The sequence below is a fragment of the Myxococcus virescens genome (assembly GCF_900101905.1).
Lineage (GTDB): Bacteria > Myxococcota > Myxococcia > Myxococcales > Myxococcaceae > Myxococcus > Myxococcus virescens.
In genome coordinates this window covers 194657-211253 of sequence record NZ_FNAJ01000015.1, presented here as the reverse complement: position 1 = coordinate 211253, position 16597 = coordinate 194657, and the positions used below count along the sequence as shown (strand labels likewise).

The window sequence follows — 16597 nt, the reverse complement described above, 5'->3', positions numbered from 1 at the left end:
ACGTCCCGCTCGCCGTGATGCCGAAAGGCGTTGAGCACAATCACTTCTGGGGTGGGAGCCCTCGAACCCCCCTGGTCCCGCTCGCCGTGATGCCGAAAGGCGTTGAGCACGCAGCACCGAGGGGGATGATCTCTTGCTTGATACGTCCCGCTCGCCGTGGTGCCGAAAGGCGTTGAGCACGCAACTGGCGCGGACTGGCGTAGAAGGAGCCCAGGAGTCCCGCTCGCCGTGATGCCGAGAGGCGTTGAGCACGCATTGGCGTAGTTGATAATGAGGGGCACGGTAACGGTCCCGCTCGCCGTGATGCCGAGAGGCGTTGAGCACCTGTTCGTGATGGTGGCGGAACGCGGATTCAGCGTCCCGCTCGCCGTGATGCCGAGAGGCGTTGAGCACTCCAGCTCCACCTTGCGCATCTGGGACGGGCCCGGGGTCCCGCTCGCCGTGATGCCGAGAGGCGTTGAGCACCTGTTCGTGATGGTGGCGGAACGCGGATTCAGCGTCCCGCTCGCCGTGATGCCGAGAGGCGTTGAGCACTCCAGCTCCACCTTGCGCATCTGGGACGGGCCCGGGGTCCCGCTCGCCGTGATGCCGAGAGGCGTTGAGCACCCGCAGCTCCCGCCGCATCCTTCGGGGCCGCAGGATGTCCCGCTCTCCGTGATGCCGAGAGGCGTTGAGCACCCGACAACGGGTTGACCGCCACGGGGCCCACGGGAGTCCCGCTCGCCGTGATGCCGAGAGGCGCCTGGTGCCTCCTCCTCGGGCAAACCTCACGAGGTTCCATGGCCTCTTCGCTCCAGGCGATGAACTGCGGCCATTTCTGGTACCCCAAGCAGGTGTGGAGGGGGCCAGCGCGGGCTGCGCGGCCTGTCCACCGGCCTGAAGCATCCCTCGGGCGGCTTTGTCAGCGCCTCTCCTCGGACCCTCTGCTTCCTCCCCTCCACGGGGCCCCTATCACTCTCATGGGGCATCGGGAGGCGGCCGTAGTCAGACAAGAGGGGCGTCATGAACGCCCCTTGCTAGCCCGCAGAGTCTTCAGCGGAAGCCAGGTGTCGTCCTTCATTCCTTATGTCTGGGTATGACGGCTCCCTACCTTCCTGCGAGTCAGCCATTGGAACTAGAATCACGGCAGCAGTCCAAGGGGGGAATATGGTGCTGGTGGACGTATGGGAAGAGCATCTTGACGAAGCCTCCTTTCACTGGGAGCAGTGGGAGCGAGCCCTGGTGGCTCCCGACTTCACGCTGACGGAGACTGCGGAGCGCGAGGAGCGCCTGCTGGCCCACCTCGAAGGACTGGGGGATGCCGCCGCACTCCCCCTGGTGTTGCGCCCAGCCTTCGACTCCGAGGAACTTTCACGCCAGAGCGCGGCGACGTACGCATTGTTGTCCCTGGGCGGGCTGGATGAATCGCTTGCTCGATTCCTGGGGGCGTCGACGGAGGCTCGCGCCGGAATCCGCCGCGCCTTGGAATTGAGCGAGGCTCCCGGCCTCGGCGCACAGCTGAGGGAGGTGCTGAAGAGAAACGACTTGGACGCGCAGGCCCACGTCCTGGAAGCGTTGGTCTTCCGCCAGGAGGTGCCACGGGAAATACTGGCACGCTTCTTCACGCACGATGAGCCCCGAGCGCGAATGACGGCCCTACGTGCGGCAATGCCCCTTCCCGAGGATGCCGTGAGCAGGTTGTTGCCGGCGCTGCTGGACTCCGCCCACCCTGGCATCCGTGCGGCCGCGATGGAAGCGGGCTTGGCATCTGGCGTGCGGCTGGCCTGGGACGCGTGTCGCAAGGCGGTGCAGCGCCGCGAGCCGGGCATGCCCGAGGCTCTCACGCTCCTCGCGATTGGCGGCGCAGATGCGGACACTGCCCTGTTGGTGGAACTGCTGCAGTCACCAGATCTGCGTCCAGATGTCCTATGGGCACTGGGATTCAGTGGACGCGTGCGGGCCGTGGAAGCCTGCCTGGAATACCTTGCGGAGCCCTCGGTGGCGCGCCTGGCCGGCGAGGCCTTCTCCTCCATGACGGGCTTGCTGCTGGAGGGCGCATATGCACTGCCGCCAAGGTCGCATCCCGAGCCATCGGATGACCCGGACGCAAGCCTTGAGCCCAAACCTGAGGATGACTTGCCCTGGCCTCACGTGGCCGCCATCACCGCGTGGTGGAGTGAGGCACGCAAGCGCTTCGACAAGGGAGCGCGTTATTTGCTGGGACAACCCTTCAGCGGCTCCGTCCTGATGGACGCGCTGGAATCCAGCCCCATGCGGCGCCGGCACGTTCTAGCGCGCGAGCTGGCCATTCGCACTCGCGGCAAGCACGTCATCCCGACGCGCGCCTTCTCCCGCCGCCAGCGCGTGGCCCTTGTGAATGCCCGAACGGACTGCGCGCACATGCGGGACGTGCCACTCATCCATACCCTGCGTTGAGGCCAGGAGCGATACGCAATGCCCGCCCTCAAGAACTTCACCCCGTTCGCGGCCACGGACTTCCTTTCCCTGACGAAGCAGGGCGAGGAGTGCCTCGTCCTCGTCGTCGCGGGCAGCTTCACCCTCCCCCCGCCCGGGCGGCTTGCCACCACGCCGTTGTCCCCGTGCGACGAGCAGGTCCCTCCACCGAAGGCCGACGCGTATTGGGGCGAGCCCGAAAATTCGAGCCTTCGCTACGAGTCCCAAGCCGCATACACCCGGATGGCGACCGATGTGCTGCTACACGGCCGTGCGTGGGCACCCCGAGGCCGCAAGGTGACACGAACGCTGGTGACGGTGCGGGTGGGCGCACTGGAGAAGCAGGCCCTCATTTCGGGCGCACGCGTCTGGTACCGGAGCCTCGTGGGTCTGAGCGCGTCGGACCCGCTGCCCTTCGAGTCCGTGCCGCTTCAGTACGAGTACAGCTTCGGCGGTACCTCCGCGGCCTGGCGCGAGGCGCGAAACCCCGTGGGCCGGGGCTGCTACGAGAGCGCGAAGGAGGCCATCGACAAGCCTCTCCCCGCCATCGAGGAGCCCCTGCATCCCATCCACAAATGGACGGACCGGCCGCCGCCGTGTGGCTTTGGCCCGGTGGCGCGACACTGGCAGCCTCGCCTCGGGTGGGCGGGGACGTACAACGGGGCGTGGGTGGAGCAGCGGGCGCCGCTCTGGCCAGAGGACTTCGACGAGCGCTTCCTCCAGACGGCACCCCAGGCGTTGCAGGCTTCGCCTCACCTCCGCGGCGGGGAACTCGTGGCGCTGGATGGCGTCTCACCGGACGGCCCCGTCGCATTCACCCTTCCCTCGTTCCGTCTGCTGGCGCGCTGCACCTTTGTCCGGCGCCGTGAGCGTCGGCGCATGATGCTAGACACGGTGTTGCTGGAGCCGGAGGAGCGCCGGGTCGTGCTCACCTGGCGCGCGACCTTCCCTGCTCACCGAGAGTTGGCCACGCACGAGGTCAGCTCCGTGCGGTTGCTGGAGCCCTGGGAGAACGTCTCGTGAGCGGCGAGCTGGTGGTGGGCCTCGGCATGTGTACGCCCGTGGGTACTTCGACGCGAATGACGCTCGCATCCCTGCGCGCGGGACTCGTGCGCTTCGCCGAGACATCGGTCAAGGACGCTCTGGGCGAGCCCGTACGCGCTTCGCGACTGAGCCTGCTCACACCGTCACTTTCGAGGACACGGCGCATGGCAGCCCTGGGACGGCAGGCGCTCTCGGAGCTCCTCCCATTGGTGACGGGCCTGCCCGGTGGGCCCCTGCCGCTGTATCTCGGATTGCCCGAAGTCGGCATGGGAGCGGAGGTACAGCAGGAGTCGATGCTGGCGGATTTGCTGGCGGACACGGGAGGACGCCTACGGGTGGTGAAGACGTACGCGGCGGGGCGGGCTGCATTCTTCGAGGCCCTCACCGCGGCTCAGGCGGACCTGCGCTCCGGGAAGGCAGGGGCGCTTGCATTGGTGGGGGCAGTGGACTCGCTGGGCGACCCCACATCGCTGGAGGACCTGGTCTCGGCGCGGCTGACGCTGGGCCCAGTCAACCGGGACGGGAGGATTCCGGGCGAGGCCGCAGGATTCGTCGCCCTGGCACGCCCGGGCGCGACGACGTCACTGGGACTGGAGCCCCTGGGCGTGCTGCTCGGCACGGCGCTGGCCGTGGAGCCAACCCCGTTCACCCAACAGGCTCCCAGCATGGCGGAGGGCCTGACCAATGTGCTGCGGCAGTTGCGGCAGAACAGGGAGGCTGGGGCACGGCGGGTGGATGGGGTCCTGGCTTGTCAGCCGGGAGAATCCTTCTGGGGTACCGAATTTTCCCGAGCGTACCTACGCAACACAGCCCTGATGCCCGAGCCCCTGTGCGTGGAAGTGGCGGGAGAGGGACTCGGGGACGCAGGAGCGGGCACGGGCCCCGTCATGCTGGGTGTGGCGCTGCACCGGGCGCGGTGGAAGCAGCGCGGTGACCGCAGGACGCTCATCTACGGAAGTTCCGATGGAGGTCGCATCGGAGCGTGCATCGTGGAGCTGATTCCGAGGAACTGAGGAGGAGCCATGACCAAGGTCTTCGCCAATGGGCGCTCGATTCTGCATAAGGGGGCAGGCAACACGCATGTTTCGGCGGCGCCGGATGTCTGCAAGGTCCCGACACCGGCAGGGCCGGTGCCTACGCCATTCGTCAACTCTGCCCAGGACTCAATGCTCGCGAAGGGGAGCAAGAAGACGACGATTGAGGGCAACCCCGTCGCCTTGACGAGTTCCGAGCTGAGCACCAGCTCCGGCGACGAACCGGGCACGGCCGGTGGACTCATCTCTTCCAAGTTCAAAGGAAAGATGACCTGGGGCAGCGGCAGCATGGATGTGAAGGTGGAGGGCAAGGGCGTGGTGCGATTCCTCGACCCGACGCTGCACAATGGGAACACCTTCAACACGAGCTTCATTTCCGCAGGGGGCACCGGCCTGGTCTATGGTGACGACCCCGTCGACGGGAACATCCGGTGCCCCAACTGCAATGAAGACAAGGCCGAGCATCGCCTGCCAGAAACCCACCTTTCGCTGACACAAGCCAGGAAGCTTCTCCGGGAGCTGCTGAAAGTGACCCGAGAGAAGAAGCTTTCGACCCTCAAGGCAGACATCGACGAGGATGGTTCGGAAGTCTTCAGGGGGTACATGATTGGCGTACTCATTTGCAGGCTCAATCATAAGATCTATGCCGCAATGTCCGGCTCTTACTATCTCGATGGATTTGGTGAGGCCGTCAACCGGCTGCAAACCCAAGATGGGAGATGGAGCCTCTGCCAACCACTCGCCAAGGGTGCGCTGATAACCAATCCCAGAGGCGACGAAATCCCCCTGAGTTCGTTCCGCCAAAAGAAGATTGGCAAGAACCTGCCCGGTGTCTGCGCGGGACCACAGCTCGTCCAGAAGGCGCTGCGGGAGGGACATATCCCCTCTTCCATGTCCGAGCTCTGGTTCCGTCCACGAATCCTGAAGCGCTTCAAGCGGCCTGGCGTGACGGTCACAGTCGAACATCTCCGGAACGGAGAGTACGCCAAGAGGGACTTCCGACACCGCGAGAGCGTTCCCTCGTGCGACACCTGCAAGGTGGTGTTGACGGAGATGCTCTGCGACATCAACAAGAAGTCATGCTGAACTCTCTCGCTCCCGTTTGATGCCCTACGCCATGAAAGAACTGCTCAAGTACATCAATGGATTCGAACCCGCATTTTCCGATCAGGCCCAGGGAGCGTCGGCAGTGGAGGTCTCCCGGCTCGAGAGCCTGCTCAAGCGGCCTCTTCCCTCCCACTACAAGGACTTCCTCCTCAGCATGGGACGAAGCATGGGAAGCCTCCGCGAGGAAGATGCCGACTTCGCCATCGGCCGGATCCTGAAGTTCTACGAAACGAGCAAGCGGCGTCCCCCTCGGAGGTACATCTTCATTGGCGCCCAGCTCGTGGACACCTACGGAAGGTTCTTGCTCGACTGCGGGGAGGCCACGGAGCAGGCTGACTGTCCTGTTGTCCAGGCGGACCCAGAAGAGCCGTTCAAGAACGAGGACCATATCGTTCCCCTGTATGGTTCCTTGAAGGACATGCTCTTCCTGATGGCCTTCAGCAGGAAGCGGATGGCCCTTCTGGAGCATCGGCGACGGTTCCTCCCTTCACTCGTGAGCAGCGGAACGGGGAATGTCCGAATCGTGGCTCCCTCCTTGGTGGGAGCCATCGACGAGACGCTTCTCCAGCTCGGCTTCCAGAAGCTGCCCTATACCAGCCCACTGACTCCGCTCTACGAGCGCGGTGATGCAGCCTTCTACGTCGACCGTTCTTCACAGGGAGGGGGACTGTCCGCCGAGTTGGCGGCACGAGATGAGCGTGAATTCGGGAGGCTGGTCGAAGTCATCCAGGATTCTACGACTCTTGTATAGTATTACCCGGTCAGGTGCACCAAGCGCGGTCGCCCCGTGTTGACGGATACGGGCGCCATTGCCATCCCAGAGGACGGCAAGTCCCGCTCGCCGTGATGCCGAAAGGCGTTGAGCACGAGAATTCATGCCGGGGGTTCGCCTTGCGCAGCGTCAGGTCCCGCTCGCCGTGATGCGAAAGGCGTTGAGCACACGCCGTTGGTGCGCGTGACGCCGCCCAAGACGGGTCCCGCTCGCCGTGATGCCGAAAGGCGTTGAGCACGAGAAGCAGTCCACCCAGGACTTCAATCTCGGCTTCGTCCCGCTCGCCGTGATGCCGAAAGGCGTTGAGCACGAAGGTGGGGCGTCCTCTCGCACCAGGTGCCCCGCGTGGGGTCCCACTCGCCGTGATGCCGAAAGGCGTTGAGCACGTGAGCACCCCTGTCGGGCAGATGGCCTTCGCGGAGCAAGTCCCGCTCGCCGTGATGCCGAAAGGCGTTGAGCACTTGTGGAATCGGCGCTCTTGAAAGGATAGCGCAGGTAGTGTCCCGCTCGCCGTGATGCCGAAAGGCGTTGAGCACTCCGCGACGGTGTTTTTCCCGCTGTCGCGACGCCCCAGTGGTCCCGTTCGCCGTGATGCCGAATGGCGTTGAGCACTGCTCAAGCATGAACCACTCATTGAGGGAGAGCTTGGTCCCGCTTGCCGTGATGCCGAACGGCGTTGACTACCCTGTCAGAAGATCTTCATTGTGGCCTGGGCCAGCCATGAACGCAGCGCCTCGCCTTCAACCCGGACGGGAGCGTTCTCGTGACCCAGATCAATCCAGGAGGCCTGGGTCGCCTGTAATCCGGAGGCGCCGCGGAGATCTGCCCCAGAAAGCCTCGCTCCATGAAGGACCGCGCCTTCCAGATGAGCATCTCGGAGATTCGCGGACGCGAGGTTGGCACTGACCAGGTAGGCGCCTTGAAGGTCCGCGCCTTGAAGGTCCGCGTCTTGAAGGTCTGCTTCGCTGAAGCTGGCTCGGAGCGCGTTCACCTGCGTCAGAATGGCCCCTCGAAGGAGCGCATAGTCCAGGTTGGCCTTTGACAGCTGCGCCCTGGAGAGGCTGGCGCCGATGAAAGATGCGGACGCAAGGTTGGCGTGGGCAAGCTTCGTCCTGTCCAGGATGCATCCATCCAAGCGCGCCCCAGGAAGCGCTGCCTCCGATAGATCTCTCGACGACAGGTTGAGTAAGGACAAGTCAGCGTCCTCCAGATGGAGGCGCTTGCCGTTCTGTCCCCCGGAACGCAGCCATTCCGTATGCCAATCCAATGCCTTGATGAACTCCGCCTTCATGGTGTTCATGCGCTCGTCCGTATTCGTTCTAGGGAAACCACAAGATCCTGGACGAAACTGAAGGACCCAAGGTGTCTATCGCATTTCGAAGCGCTTGAATGTGCTGCGCGCTCATGTTCTCGGTATTGAGAATGACGTTTTCCCCTCGAGCCAGTTCGGCTTTGATCTTGTCAAGGTCTCGTTCAAGCGAGAAGCCACCCTTCCTGGGCGGGAATCGAGAGTCAAATGCCTTGATATCCCACTTGATACCTTGGGAGTCAACGAACTCTGACTGCCCCGTTGGATCCCGTTTGATGGGGGCTGGGAGTCGTCTCCGCTCCTCAAGTTGAAGGCCCACTTCCGCCTCACGACGTGTCTTGGGAGTGACCTTCCCTCCCTGCGCCGGGTCGCTGGCCAGTTCTTCAATACGAGTTTCTCTCGGAATGCTTCCTGTCGGATTCAGCGCTGTGGCGGCCACTGCATTGGGGACGACTCCCACGGTGAGAATGCCTTCTGCCAGGGAGATCGAGCGAACGCCGCCCGACATCGCTGCTGACAGTTGGATGCCCGTGTTCGTCTCCGTTGCCAGGGCGGCACGCGCGAAGCCCGGAAGCATCGGACCCTTCGAGGCCATGTTCGCGGCCCCTCCGCCCAACGCAGCCGTCAGCGCCAGGATGAGGACTCGCGCACCATTGGCGCCCATGACTCTTCCGAAGTGGTGTCCGGCGTCCTCTAGTTGCTCAAAGGAGACGGCGCGCTCCGTGTCTGATGAAAGTCGTTGCCAGCCCTTCACGAGGTTTAAGAATGCGTCCAGGCCGATGTACGCGATGACGTATGTTGTCAGGGCAATGGCCACGAGCTTGGTGACAGGCTCGGGGGCAACGACGAGGACCATGTAGGCGGCCATTGCCGAGGTAATCATCGCCTTGAGGACCAGTGGGTTGACGACTTCCTTCACCGCCTCCTCCACTCCCTCCCACACGCCGTCCCAAGCAAAGGACAGGGCCATCTTCCGCCGCATCTTGGCGTCCAGGAAGGTGAAGCCATCCTCCAGCAAGGAGAGGCACTCGCCCGGATTGTCTTGTTGGGAGCACCACGCTCCATAATCTCTCCCTTGGGGACGCGACTCCGAGCCCCACGAAGCGAGATGTACACGTGGGTGGACCTCCTCCTCGGATTGTAGAGAGAAGCGCATCTCCAGCACGAGTCGGGTCATCGCCTTCTGGAATGCCCCTGAGTCCACGACGATGGGCTCCACGCGCTTCGGCGGAGTGTAGACAATGGGTGCGCCTGCTCCCGTGTCCAGGCGCACGATCCGCGGCGTCGCGCAGCCCATCATGAGCCATCCGACCAGCAAGATGCGCCCCCAATGTAAGTTCATTGTGTCCTCCGAGTCGTCCGCCCGCGAAAAGGGACCTGAGGAGTGGCATTAGCATTTGAGCCCGACATCCCTCATGCCGGACCCCACGCACGAGGACAGCGCTTCAGTTCGCCAGGAATTATCCGTTCATCAGTGGGTGGCTGCTCGAAGCGGCTGCCGGAGGGTGGAATGTATGCGGGACGGCACTCGCATGATGGATGTCCCACCTTCCTGAGCCATGGCACCTCCCCTCCCAAGGGGCCGACTGAATGATGCGATTCCGCGAGGGGGGCGAGAGGAAGTCCTATTCTACCAACCTCGGCGAGCGGTTGAGCCCCTTCTATCCGAAGGATGCTCGCATCCCGATGGGCCCGAAGCACCCGGGCATCAAGCTGTTGGCCCTGATTGGCAATGAGCGGAGCATGTTGAGTGTCTCCGCCTCGCTCAAGGAGGCTATCCAGAAGCACTGCGCGAACGAGATTGAATCCTTCCCATTCACGCTCTACGACCACTGCAGTCGCCCCCACCGCGAGAGCAAGTAGTAGCGGGCCAATCGTCCGCAGTGAGTCCTGGTGGTACTCCTTTCGCCGCGCTGCCCTCCGCAATCAACGTTTGCATCGAAAAATGATGCCGGATGCGAATGTTTGGCTCTTCCTGTCTTGCCTGAGTCGGTCGTTGACGCAAGCGGAACCACGTGGCGGGCACGAGATGAACAAGCGCCCCAACGCGCCACTGTTTTGGTGGTCCAGCCAGGACCCCTCCCAGTACCGGCACCTGTGGGGCATCATGCTTGGCTGGCACGTGCTCACCGGTGGCTCCAACCCCCATGTACAACTGGGGCTCGCTGCGCTGAAACACGTACTCCACAGGCCCTGCGCTGGAGTACGGCTCAGGCGCCCGCGGCAGCGACCTCGGCCCAGAGCGTGTCGCCCTCCAGTACCTGGTTCAGCGGCGCGCGCTGCTCGGAGACGCGCAGCAGCACGGCGGCGAGCTGGTCCAGGTGGATGGGCCGCATGTTCCTCAGCGGTGGCAGGCGGGTGAGGGCGCGCAGCACGGGGTTGATGTGGTGGTACTCGCCCTCGAAGGCGGGCGGGCGCACCACGGTCCAGGGGATTCCGCTGTCGCGCACCAGCCGCTCCGCCTCCGCCTTGGCCTTGAGGTACGCGCCCACCGGCCGGCCCGCGCCCACGGAGCTGAGCAGCACCAGGTGGTCTACCCCCGCGCGCTTCGCGGCCTCCACCAACTGCCGCGTGGTGCCGATGTCGCTCGTCTCATACGTGTCGCCCGACCCGAAGCGCTTGCGCATGGTGCCAATCAACTGGAGCACCGTGGTGCAGCCGCGCATCATCTCCACCAGCGTCTCACCGTCAGACAGCTCCACCACGGCCTTGTGGGGCCAGGGGCGGACCAGGTCACTGTCCGCGCTCTTGGGGCGCACATGCGCGAGGACAGGCGGCGCACCGCGAGACAGCGCCTGTCGCATCAGCGTGCGGCCCGTGGCACCCGTGGCACCAGCGACGAAGAGATGACGAGAGGGCGTGTTCATGGGGGCGGACTCCGGTGGAGATGGGCAGCGCGTCGCGTGGGCCCGAGCGATGACGCGGGCTGTCGGCTCTTCACCACACTGCGTCGCGGGAGCCCAGCGCGGCGTTGCGCTCCGTGTCGAAAGAGGCACACGCCGCGCCCCAAGCCGGGTGTTGAATAGCCATCGATAGACAGTCACCCGATGGGTTGAGGCCCTGTCCTCCAGGCGATACATTGCCGCGCCTTGGAAAATCCCGAACCCCTTGTATTCCAGCAGAGCTTCCAGGGACTGCTTCGCGCCTTGGGTGATGACCTGGATGACGCGTGCGTGGGCCGTCTGCGTGAGGCGGGCCTCGATGCGCGAGGCTCGCTGGCCCTGGCCTATCCCTTGAAAGTCTGGGTGGCCGCGCTGAAGGTCGCCGCGGCCACGCTGGCACCGGAGGCGCCCTTGGACGAGGCCGCCGCGGTGGTGGGGCGGCGCTTCGTGGAGGGCTTCAGCTCCACGCTCATCGGCAGCGCGCTGCTAGGCACCGTGCGGCTCCTGGGGCCGCAGCGCATGCTGGCGCGGATGACGCGCAACCTGCGCACGGGCACCAACTATCTGGAAACGCACATGGAGCAGCGGGGGCCCACCCGGTATGAGCTGACGTGCCGGCCCGTGGTGGTGGCGGGCTTCTACGTGGGGCTCTTCCTGGCGGGGCTGGAGGCCAGCGGGGCCAAGCACCCCTCGGTCCAGATTGTCCGGAGGGAGGGCGAGGAGGCGGTGTACGACATCGCTTGGAGCTGAGCATTGACGGGGAGGCCGTGCTAGTGACGGCCTGAAATGTCGACGCCTTCGCCCACCCCCTCTTCGTCCACGGGTTTCTCGGACACCCATGCCCAGCTCTCCGCCACCCTCCGCGCGCTGTCCGCGCGGTTGCCCGAATCCCTGACGGTGCGGGAGCTGATGCAGGCGTGTGGTGAGCAGGGCCTGCTGCTCTTCTGCTGCATCCTGACCTTCCCCTTCCTGCTGCCCGTGTCGATTCCGGGCGTGTCCACGGTGTTCGGCCTGCTCATCGTCCTCATCGGCGTGGGCGTGACGTTCAACCGGACGCCCTGGCTGCCCCGGAAGCTGCTGGACAAGCCGCTGCTGCGCACCAACCTGGCCCCGGCGCTGGACAAGGGCGCGGACGTCTTCACCAAGTACGTGGACAAGATGAGCAAGCCGCGGCTGTTGGCGCTCACGCACGGCTCCAGCACCAACCGCTTCAACGGCTTCATGCTCTTCTTCGCGGGCGTGCTGCTGATGATGCCGTTCGGCCTGATTCCCTTCAGCAACACGTTGCCCGCGCTGGCCGCGCTCTTCTTCGCCATCGGCATCCTGCAGCGCGACGGCTACTTCATCCTCATGGGGCATGGGATGACGGTGGGGTCGCTCACCTACTTCACCGTCATCATCTACGGCGCCGTGCAGGGGGGCCGCAGCCTGGCCAGTGTCTTCGGCGGGGGCTGAGCCCGCGCCTGGGTAGTGGCTGACCTGCCGCCCAGGCTCGCCTTATTTGCCCGGTGAGCCGGGGATTACGGTGCGTCTGGAATCAGTCCTACCGCCGCCAGGGGTTCCCGTTATCATCGGGGGCGGGCGGCCCCCCTCTGATGCGGCAATTTCCTCATGAAACCCGGCACCGGCCGGAGGATGCGACGCGTCGCGACGCGGAAGGCGAGGTCGTGGGCGGGCGCTACCGCATCCTCGGCTTCCTGGGCCGGGGCGGTGCGGGCACGGTGTGGCGCGCGCAGGACCTGCTGGCGGGCCCCGTCGCGGTGAAGCGGCTGCACCAGACGCTGGAGGACCTGGCGCGGCTGCCTCGGCTGCCCGAAGGCGAGTACACGCCGTCTTCCATCGCCCGGCATGAGCTGGCGCTGTCGCTGGCGCACGAGTTCCAGACGCTCGCCTCGCTGCGCCATCCGCATGTCATCAGCGTGCTGGACTACGGCTTCGACGCCGACCACCGGCCCTATCTGGCCATGGACCTGCTGGAGGACGCTCGGCACCTGGTGCAGGCGGGCACGGGGCAGCCATTGCGTGTGCAGGTGGGGCTGCTGGTGCAGACGCTGATGGCGCTGGCGTACCTGCACCGGCGCGGCATCATCCACCGCGACCTCAAGCCCGCCAACGTGCTGGTGGCCCACGGGCAGGTGAAGGTGCTGGACTTCGGCCTGGCGGTGGGGCGCGAGCACGTCCACCGCGCGCAGCCGGGCGGCACGCCGGGCTACCTCGCGCCGGAGCTGTTCGAGGACCAGCCGCCCTCGGAGGTGACGGACCTCTTCAGCGTGGGCGCCATGGCCAGCCAGATGATGTTCGGCCGGCTGCCGCATGCCGGACAGGTGCCCTCGCCACCGGACTTCCCACCCGCGCTGAAGGCCGTGCTGGAGCGGCTGGTGTCGCCGGACCCGAAGCTGCGGCCCCGCAGCGCGGACGCGGTGATTGCCGAGCTCTGCGCCGCCACCGGTGAGCCGGTACCGCCCGAGTCCGCCGCCACGCGCGAGAGCTTCCTCCAGGCCGCGCGCTACGTGGGCCGGGTGGAGGAGCAGGCGCGGCTGTCCACCGTGCTCGAGTCGGCGATGGTGGGCCGCGGCGGCGCGTGGCTGGTGGGTGGGGAGAGCGGCGTGGGCAAGTCGCGGCTCCTGGAGGAGCTGCGCGCGCTGGCGCTGGTGAAGGGCGCGGTGGTGCTGCGCGGCCAGGGCGTGGCGGCGGGTGGCAGCCCGTACCAGGAATGGCGTCCGGTGCTGCGCTGGCTGGCCATCCTCACCACGCTGAGTGAGCGCGAGGCCAGCATCCTCAAGCCGCTGGTGCCGGACATCGAGGCGCTGTTGGGGCACCCCGTCGCGGACCCCGCCGAAGTGGGCGCGGACATGGTGCAGGCGCGGCTGCTCCAGGTGGTGGAGGACGTGTTCGCGCGGCTGACCCAGCCCCTCGTCGTGGTGCTGGAGGACCTGCACTGGGCGGGCGATGAGTCGCTGCACCTGCTCTCGAGGCTCGCCACGCGGGCGGCGCAGCTGCGGCTGTTGCTCATCGGCAGTTTCCGTGACGACGAGGCGCCCTCGCTTCCCTCGGCGCTGCCGGGCCTGTCACTGCTGCGGCTGCCTCGGCTGGACGCTCGGGAGGTCTCCATCCTCAGTGAGTCCATGATGGGGGCACCCGGAGCCCGGCCCCACCTGGTGGACCTGTTGCTGCGCGAGACGGAGGGCAATCCCTTCTTCCTCGTGGAGGTGGTGCGGGCGCTGGCGGAGGAGGCAGGAGGGCTGGACCGGCTTGGCGACATGGCGCTGCCGGAGCGCGTCTTCGCTGGCGGCGTGCGCAGGCTGGTGCAGCGGCGGCTGGAGAAGGTGCCGGTTCCTTCGCGGGAGTTGCTGCAGGTGGCCGCCATCGTCGGGCGGCAGGTGGACGTGCCGCTGCTCCAGCAGGCCGCGCCGGAGGTGGACGTGGAGCACTGGCTGACGGACTGCGCGGCGGCGGCGGTGCTGGACGTGGCGGATGGGCGCTGGCGCTTCGCGCACGACAAGCTGCGCGAAGGCGTGCTGGATGATTTGCCCGTGGACGCGCGGCCCGCGTTGCACCGGCGCGCCGCGCTGGCGATGGAGGCGGCGCATGGGCAGCGGGCGGAGTGGACGGCGGCGCTCACCTACCACTGGGGCATGGCCGGGGACGCGCTGCGTGAGGCTCGCTATGCGCTGCGCGCGGGCGAGGATGCCCTTCGCGTGGGCGCCTGCCGCGAAGCGCTGCCTTTCCTCACCCGGGCGCTGACACGGGTGACCGAAGTGGGCGGCGATGCCATGACGTTGGGGCACCTGGAGGCACTCCTGGCGGAGACGCGCTTCCAGTTGGGGGAGCTCCAGTCCTTCCGTGAGCATGCGGAGCGCGCGCTGCGGCACTTCGGCTGGCCCGTGCCGTCCAGCCGCATGGGCTGGGCGCTGGGGACGCTGGGGCAGGGCCTGCTGCGGCTGGCGCAGAGCTCCCGGCCGGAGGACTACGACGAGGAGACGGAGGAGCAGCGGCGGGTGCGGCGCGTTGCGGGGCGGCTGTTGATGCGGCTGCTCGATGCGTTCATCTATGCGCACCAGGCGCTGCCCGTTCTCTGGTCCGGGCTGCGCGCGTTGAACCTGTGCGAGCCGGCGGGCGCGTCGCCGGAGCTGGCGCGGGGCTACACGAGCATGGCGGTGGTGGCGGGCACGCTGCCCATCCGGTCGGTGGCGGAGACGTGGTCCCGCCGCGCGTTGGAGGTGGCCGAGCGCGTGGGCAACCCCGCGGACCTGGCCTTCGTGCTGTGCCGCAACGCCGTGTATGGCGCGTACGTGGCGCGGTGGGCGGAGGCCGAGGCGTGGCTGGAGCGGGCCATGGGCATCGTCGACTCGGTGGGCGACGTGCGGTTGGCGGAGGAGTGCCGCGCGCTGCTGACGGTGGTGTCGTGCTACCAGGGGAAGTTCGCGCGGGGGCTGCCGCTGATGGCGTGGCTGGAGCACTCGGCGCGGCGGCGCGGGGCGCTCCAGACGGAGCACTGGGCGCTGCACTACCAGGCGCACATCCATTTGCGGCTGGGCGACTACGCGAAGGCTCGCGCCGCGCTGGAGCAGACGCTGGCGTGGACGGAGGCGCAGGGAGGGCAGACGGACCGCATCATCGTGGAGGGGGCGCTGGCGCTGCTGCGGCTGCGTGAAGGTGACGCGGAAGGGGCCCGGGCCGCGGCGGAGCAGGCGCTGGCGAGGATGTCGTCTGGCAAGCCGGTGGCGCACTTCGTCTACTTCGGCGTGATGACAGTGGCGGAGGTGTTCCTGACGCTGTGGGAGCAGGGCGCGGATGCCTCGCTGGTGACGAGCGCCAAGGCCGCGCGCCGGGAGGCAGAGGTCTTCGCCAAGGTGTTCCCCTTCGGTGAGGCCGCGGCGCGCTTGTGGCGTGGGCGAGAGGCCTGGCTGGATGGCGACGCCACGCGGGCCTTCGAGGCGTGGCGCCGGTGCATCGCTGTCGCATCGAGGAAGGGACAATCCTTCGAGGAGGCCCACGCGCGTCTGGCGCTGGCCAGGCACTTGCCATCGGAGGACCCGGCGCGGTGTGCCCATCAGCAGCGCGCGGTGGAGTTGTTCTCCCGGCTGGGCATGTGGGATGCGCAGGCTCGCACGGAGGCGCTCGCGCGTTCATGAACGGTGTGCGCGTCGGGGACGTGACGTTGCTGGCATGTCCTGCTTGTGGTGGGGCGCTGGTGTTTCACGGGCTCGAGGCGGAGGGCTGCATCCGCGACGGGTGGTTGCGCTGCGGTGGCTGCGGCGAGGCGTGGAGCGTGGCGCGCGGCATGGCGCGGCTGTATCGCGAGGACGCGGTGCGCGGTACGGACCGGCTGATGCGCGTCATCTACGACGGGCTGCCGGTGTTGCATGACCCGCTGACGACGCTGCTGACACCGCTGTTTCAATCGGTCTCCGAAGCGCGGATGCGCGCGGGGTACATGCGCCGTGTGGCGCTCGGCTCGCTGACGTCGCACGAGGACGGAAGCCCGGTGCGGGTGCTGGAGGTGGGCGTGGGCTCGGGGGCGAACCTGCCGCTCCTGCGTGACGGCTTGCCGCCGGGGCTCGACGTGGACGTGTGGGGCGTGGACCTGAGCGATGGCATGCTCAGGCACTGCAAGCGGCGGCTGCGGTCTGGAGGTCATGCGGGCGTGCGGCTGATGATGGCGGATGCGCACGCGCTGCCGTTCCCGGATGCGTCGTTCGACCGGGTGTTTCACGTGGGAGGCATTGGCGGCTACCGGGCACCCGAGCGGGCCCTGGCGGAGATGGCGCGCGTGGCGAAGCGGGGCACGCCGCTGGTGGTCGTGGACGAGCAGATGGACCCGGCCTTCCGGCCCTCGCTGTTCCAGCGCGCCGCGTTCCGCGCGATGACGTTCTACTCGTGGGATCCACACTGCCCCCGGGAACTGCTGCCTCCCGGCGCGTTCGACGTCACCGAGGAGCAGGTGGCCCCGTTTTATTACTGCCTGTCGTTCCGGATGCCGGAGGCGGAGGCGCAGGTCTGACAGACGACGCGC

At 66.8% G+C, this 16597-nt stretch carries 13 protein-coding genes and 1 CRISPR repeat array; of the genes, 10 read left to right on the top strand and 3 right to left on the bottom strand.

Features of this window, described 5'->3' with window-relative positions; all coding sequences use genetic code 11:
* Nucleotides 1–2 precede the first annotated feature (2 nt).
* Nucleotides 3–749: direct repeats of the CRISPR family, unit length 36 nt; unit sequence GTCCCGCTCGCCGTGATGCCGAGAGGCGTTGAGCAC.
* A gap of 316 nt (nucleotides 750–1065) precedes the next feature.
* The 5 genes from BLU09_RS31150 (at nucleotide 1066) to BLU09_RS31130 (ending at nucleotide 6369) form a co-directional block, all read left to right on the top strand.
* Nucleotides 1066–2415 (top strand): TIGR02270 family protein, encoded by a 1350-nt coding sequence (locus tag BLU09_RS31150; protein WP_244172178.1) that lies wholly within the window; start codon nucleotides 1066–1068, stop codon nucleotides 2413–2415.
* A gap of 18 nt (nucleotides 2416–2433) precedes the next feature.
* On the top strand, nucleotides 2434–3456 hold the full coding sequence (locus BLU09_RS31145; protein ID WP_090493954.1) for a DUF2169 family type VI secretion system accessory protein: 1023 nt from the start codon (nucleotides 2434–2436) through the stop codon (nucleotides 3454–3456).
* A gap of 185 nt (nucleotides 3457–3641) precedes the next feature.
* Entirely contained in the window at nucleotides 3642–4490 is an 849-nt protein-coding gene (locus tag BLU09_RS31140) for a 3-oxoacyl-ACP synthase (protein WP_244172177.1), read from the top strand.
* 9 nt (nucleotides 4491–4499) lie between these two features.
* Nucleotides 4500–5597, top strand: coding sequence for a DUF4150 domain-containing protein (locus tag BLU09_RS31135; protein WP_090493950.1), 1098 nt, complete (start codon nucleotides 4500–4502; stop codon nucleotides 5595–5597).
* 31 nt (nucleotides 5598–5628) lie between these two features.
* Nucleotides 5629–6369 carry an SMI1/KNR4 family protein gene (locus BLU09_RS31130; RefSeq protein WP_244172176.1) on the top strand — a complete coding sequence of 247 codons (741 nt, stop codon included), beginning with the start codon at nucleotides 5629–5631 and terminating at the stop codon, nucleotides 6367–6369.
* Nucleotides 6370–7078: 709 nt separating this feature from the next.
* Here BLU09_RS31130 and BLU09_RS31125 read toward each other — a convergent pair.
* Together BLU09_RS31125 and sitA5 are read right to left on the bottom strand one after the other, a co-directional pair.
* The gene (locus BLU09_RS31125; RefSeq protein WP_090493946.1) at nucleotides 7079–7690 is read right to left on the bottom strand and encodes a pentapeptide repeat-containing protein; all 612 of its coding nucleotides are present in this window, start codon (nucleotides 7688–7690) and stop codon (nucleotides 7079–7081) included.
* Nucleotides 7691–7709: 19 nt separating this feature from the next.
* Nucleotides 7710–9041 (bottom strand): SitA5 family polymorphic toxin, encoded by a 1332-nt coding sequence (gene sitA5 / locus BLU09_RS31120; protein ID WP_090493944.1) that lies wholly within the window; start codon nucleotides 9039–9041, stop codon nucleotides 7710–7712.
* A gap of 248 nt (nucleotides 9042–9289) precedes the next feature.
* Here sitA5 and BLU09_RS31115 point away from each other — a divergent pair, with 248 nt between their 5' ends.
* Nucleotides 9290–9562, top strand: coding sequence for a hypothetical protein (locus BLU09_RS31115; RefSeq protein ID WP_244172175.1), 273 nt, complete (start codon nucleotides 9290–9292; stop codon nucleotides 9560–9562).
* Between the two features lie 347 nt (nucleotides 9563–9909).
* Here the strand turns inward: BLU09_RS31115 and BLU09_RS31110 are convergent, their stop codons facing one another.
* A complete protein-coding gene (locus tag BLU09_RS31110; RefSeq protein WP_090493942.1) occupies nucleotides 9910–10566 on the bottom strand; it encodes an SDR family oxidoreductase in 657 nt (218 codons plus the stop codon).
* 222 nt (nucleotides 10567–10788) lie between these two features.
* On the opposite strand from BLU09_RS31110, the gene BLU09_RS31105 reads away from it, so the two are divergent.
* From BLU09_RS31105 to BLU09_RS31090, 4 genes are read left to right on the top strand one after another with little or no spacing between them, the layout of a single operon-like run.
* Nucleotides 10789–11331: a DUF2378 family protein gene (locus BLU09_RS31105; RefSeq protein WP_090493940.1), complete on the top strand. Its 543-nt coding sequence runs from the start codon at nucleotides 10789–10791 to the stop codon at nucleotides 11329–11331.
* A 36-nt stretch (nucleotides 11332–11367) separates the two neighbouring features.
* A complete protein-coding gene (locus BLU09_RS31100; protein WP_090493938.1) occupies nucleotides 11368–12036 on the top strand; it encodes an exopolysaccharide biosynthesis protein in 669 nt (222 codons plus the stop codon).
* Between the two features lie 53 nt (nucleotides 12037–12089).
* Nucleotides 12090–15716 (top strand): serine/threonine-protein kinase, encoded by a 3627-nt coding sequence (locus BLU09_RS31095; protein ID WP_090493937.1) that lies wholly within the window; start codon nucleotides 12090–12092, stop codon nucleotides 15714–15716.
* Nucleotides 15713–16585: a class I SAM-dependent methyltransferase gene (locus tag BLU09_RS31090; protein WP_090493936.1), complete on the top strand. Its 873-nt coding sequence runs from the start codon at nucleotides 15713–15715 to the stop codon at nucleotides 16583–16585. The genes BLU09_RS31095 and BLU09_RS31090 overlap by 4 nt, the downstream gene beginning before the upstream one ends.
* Nucleotides 16586–16597: the final 12 nt, after the last annotated feature.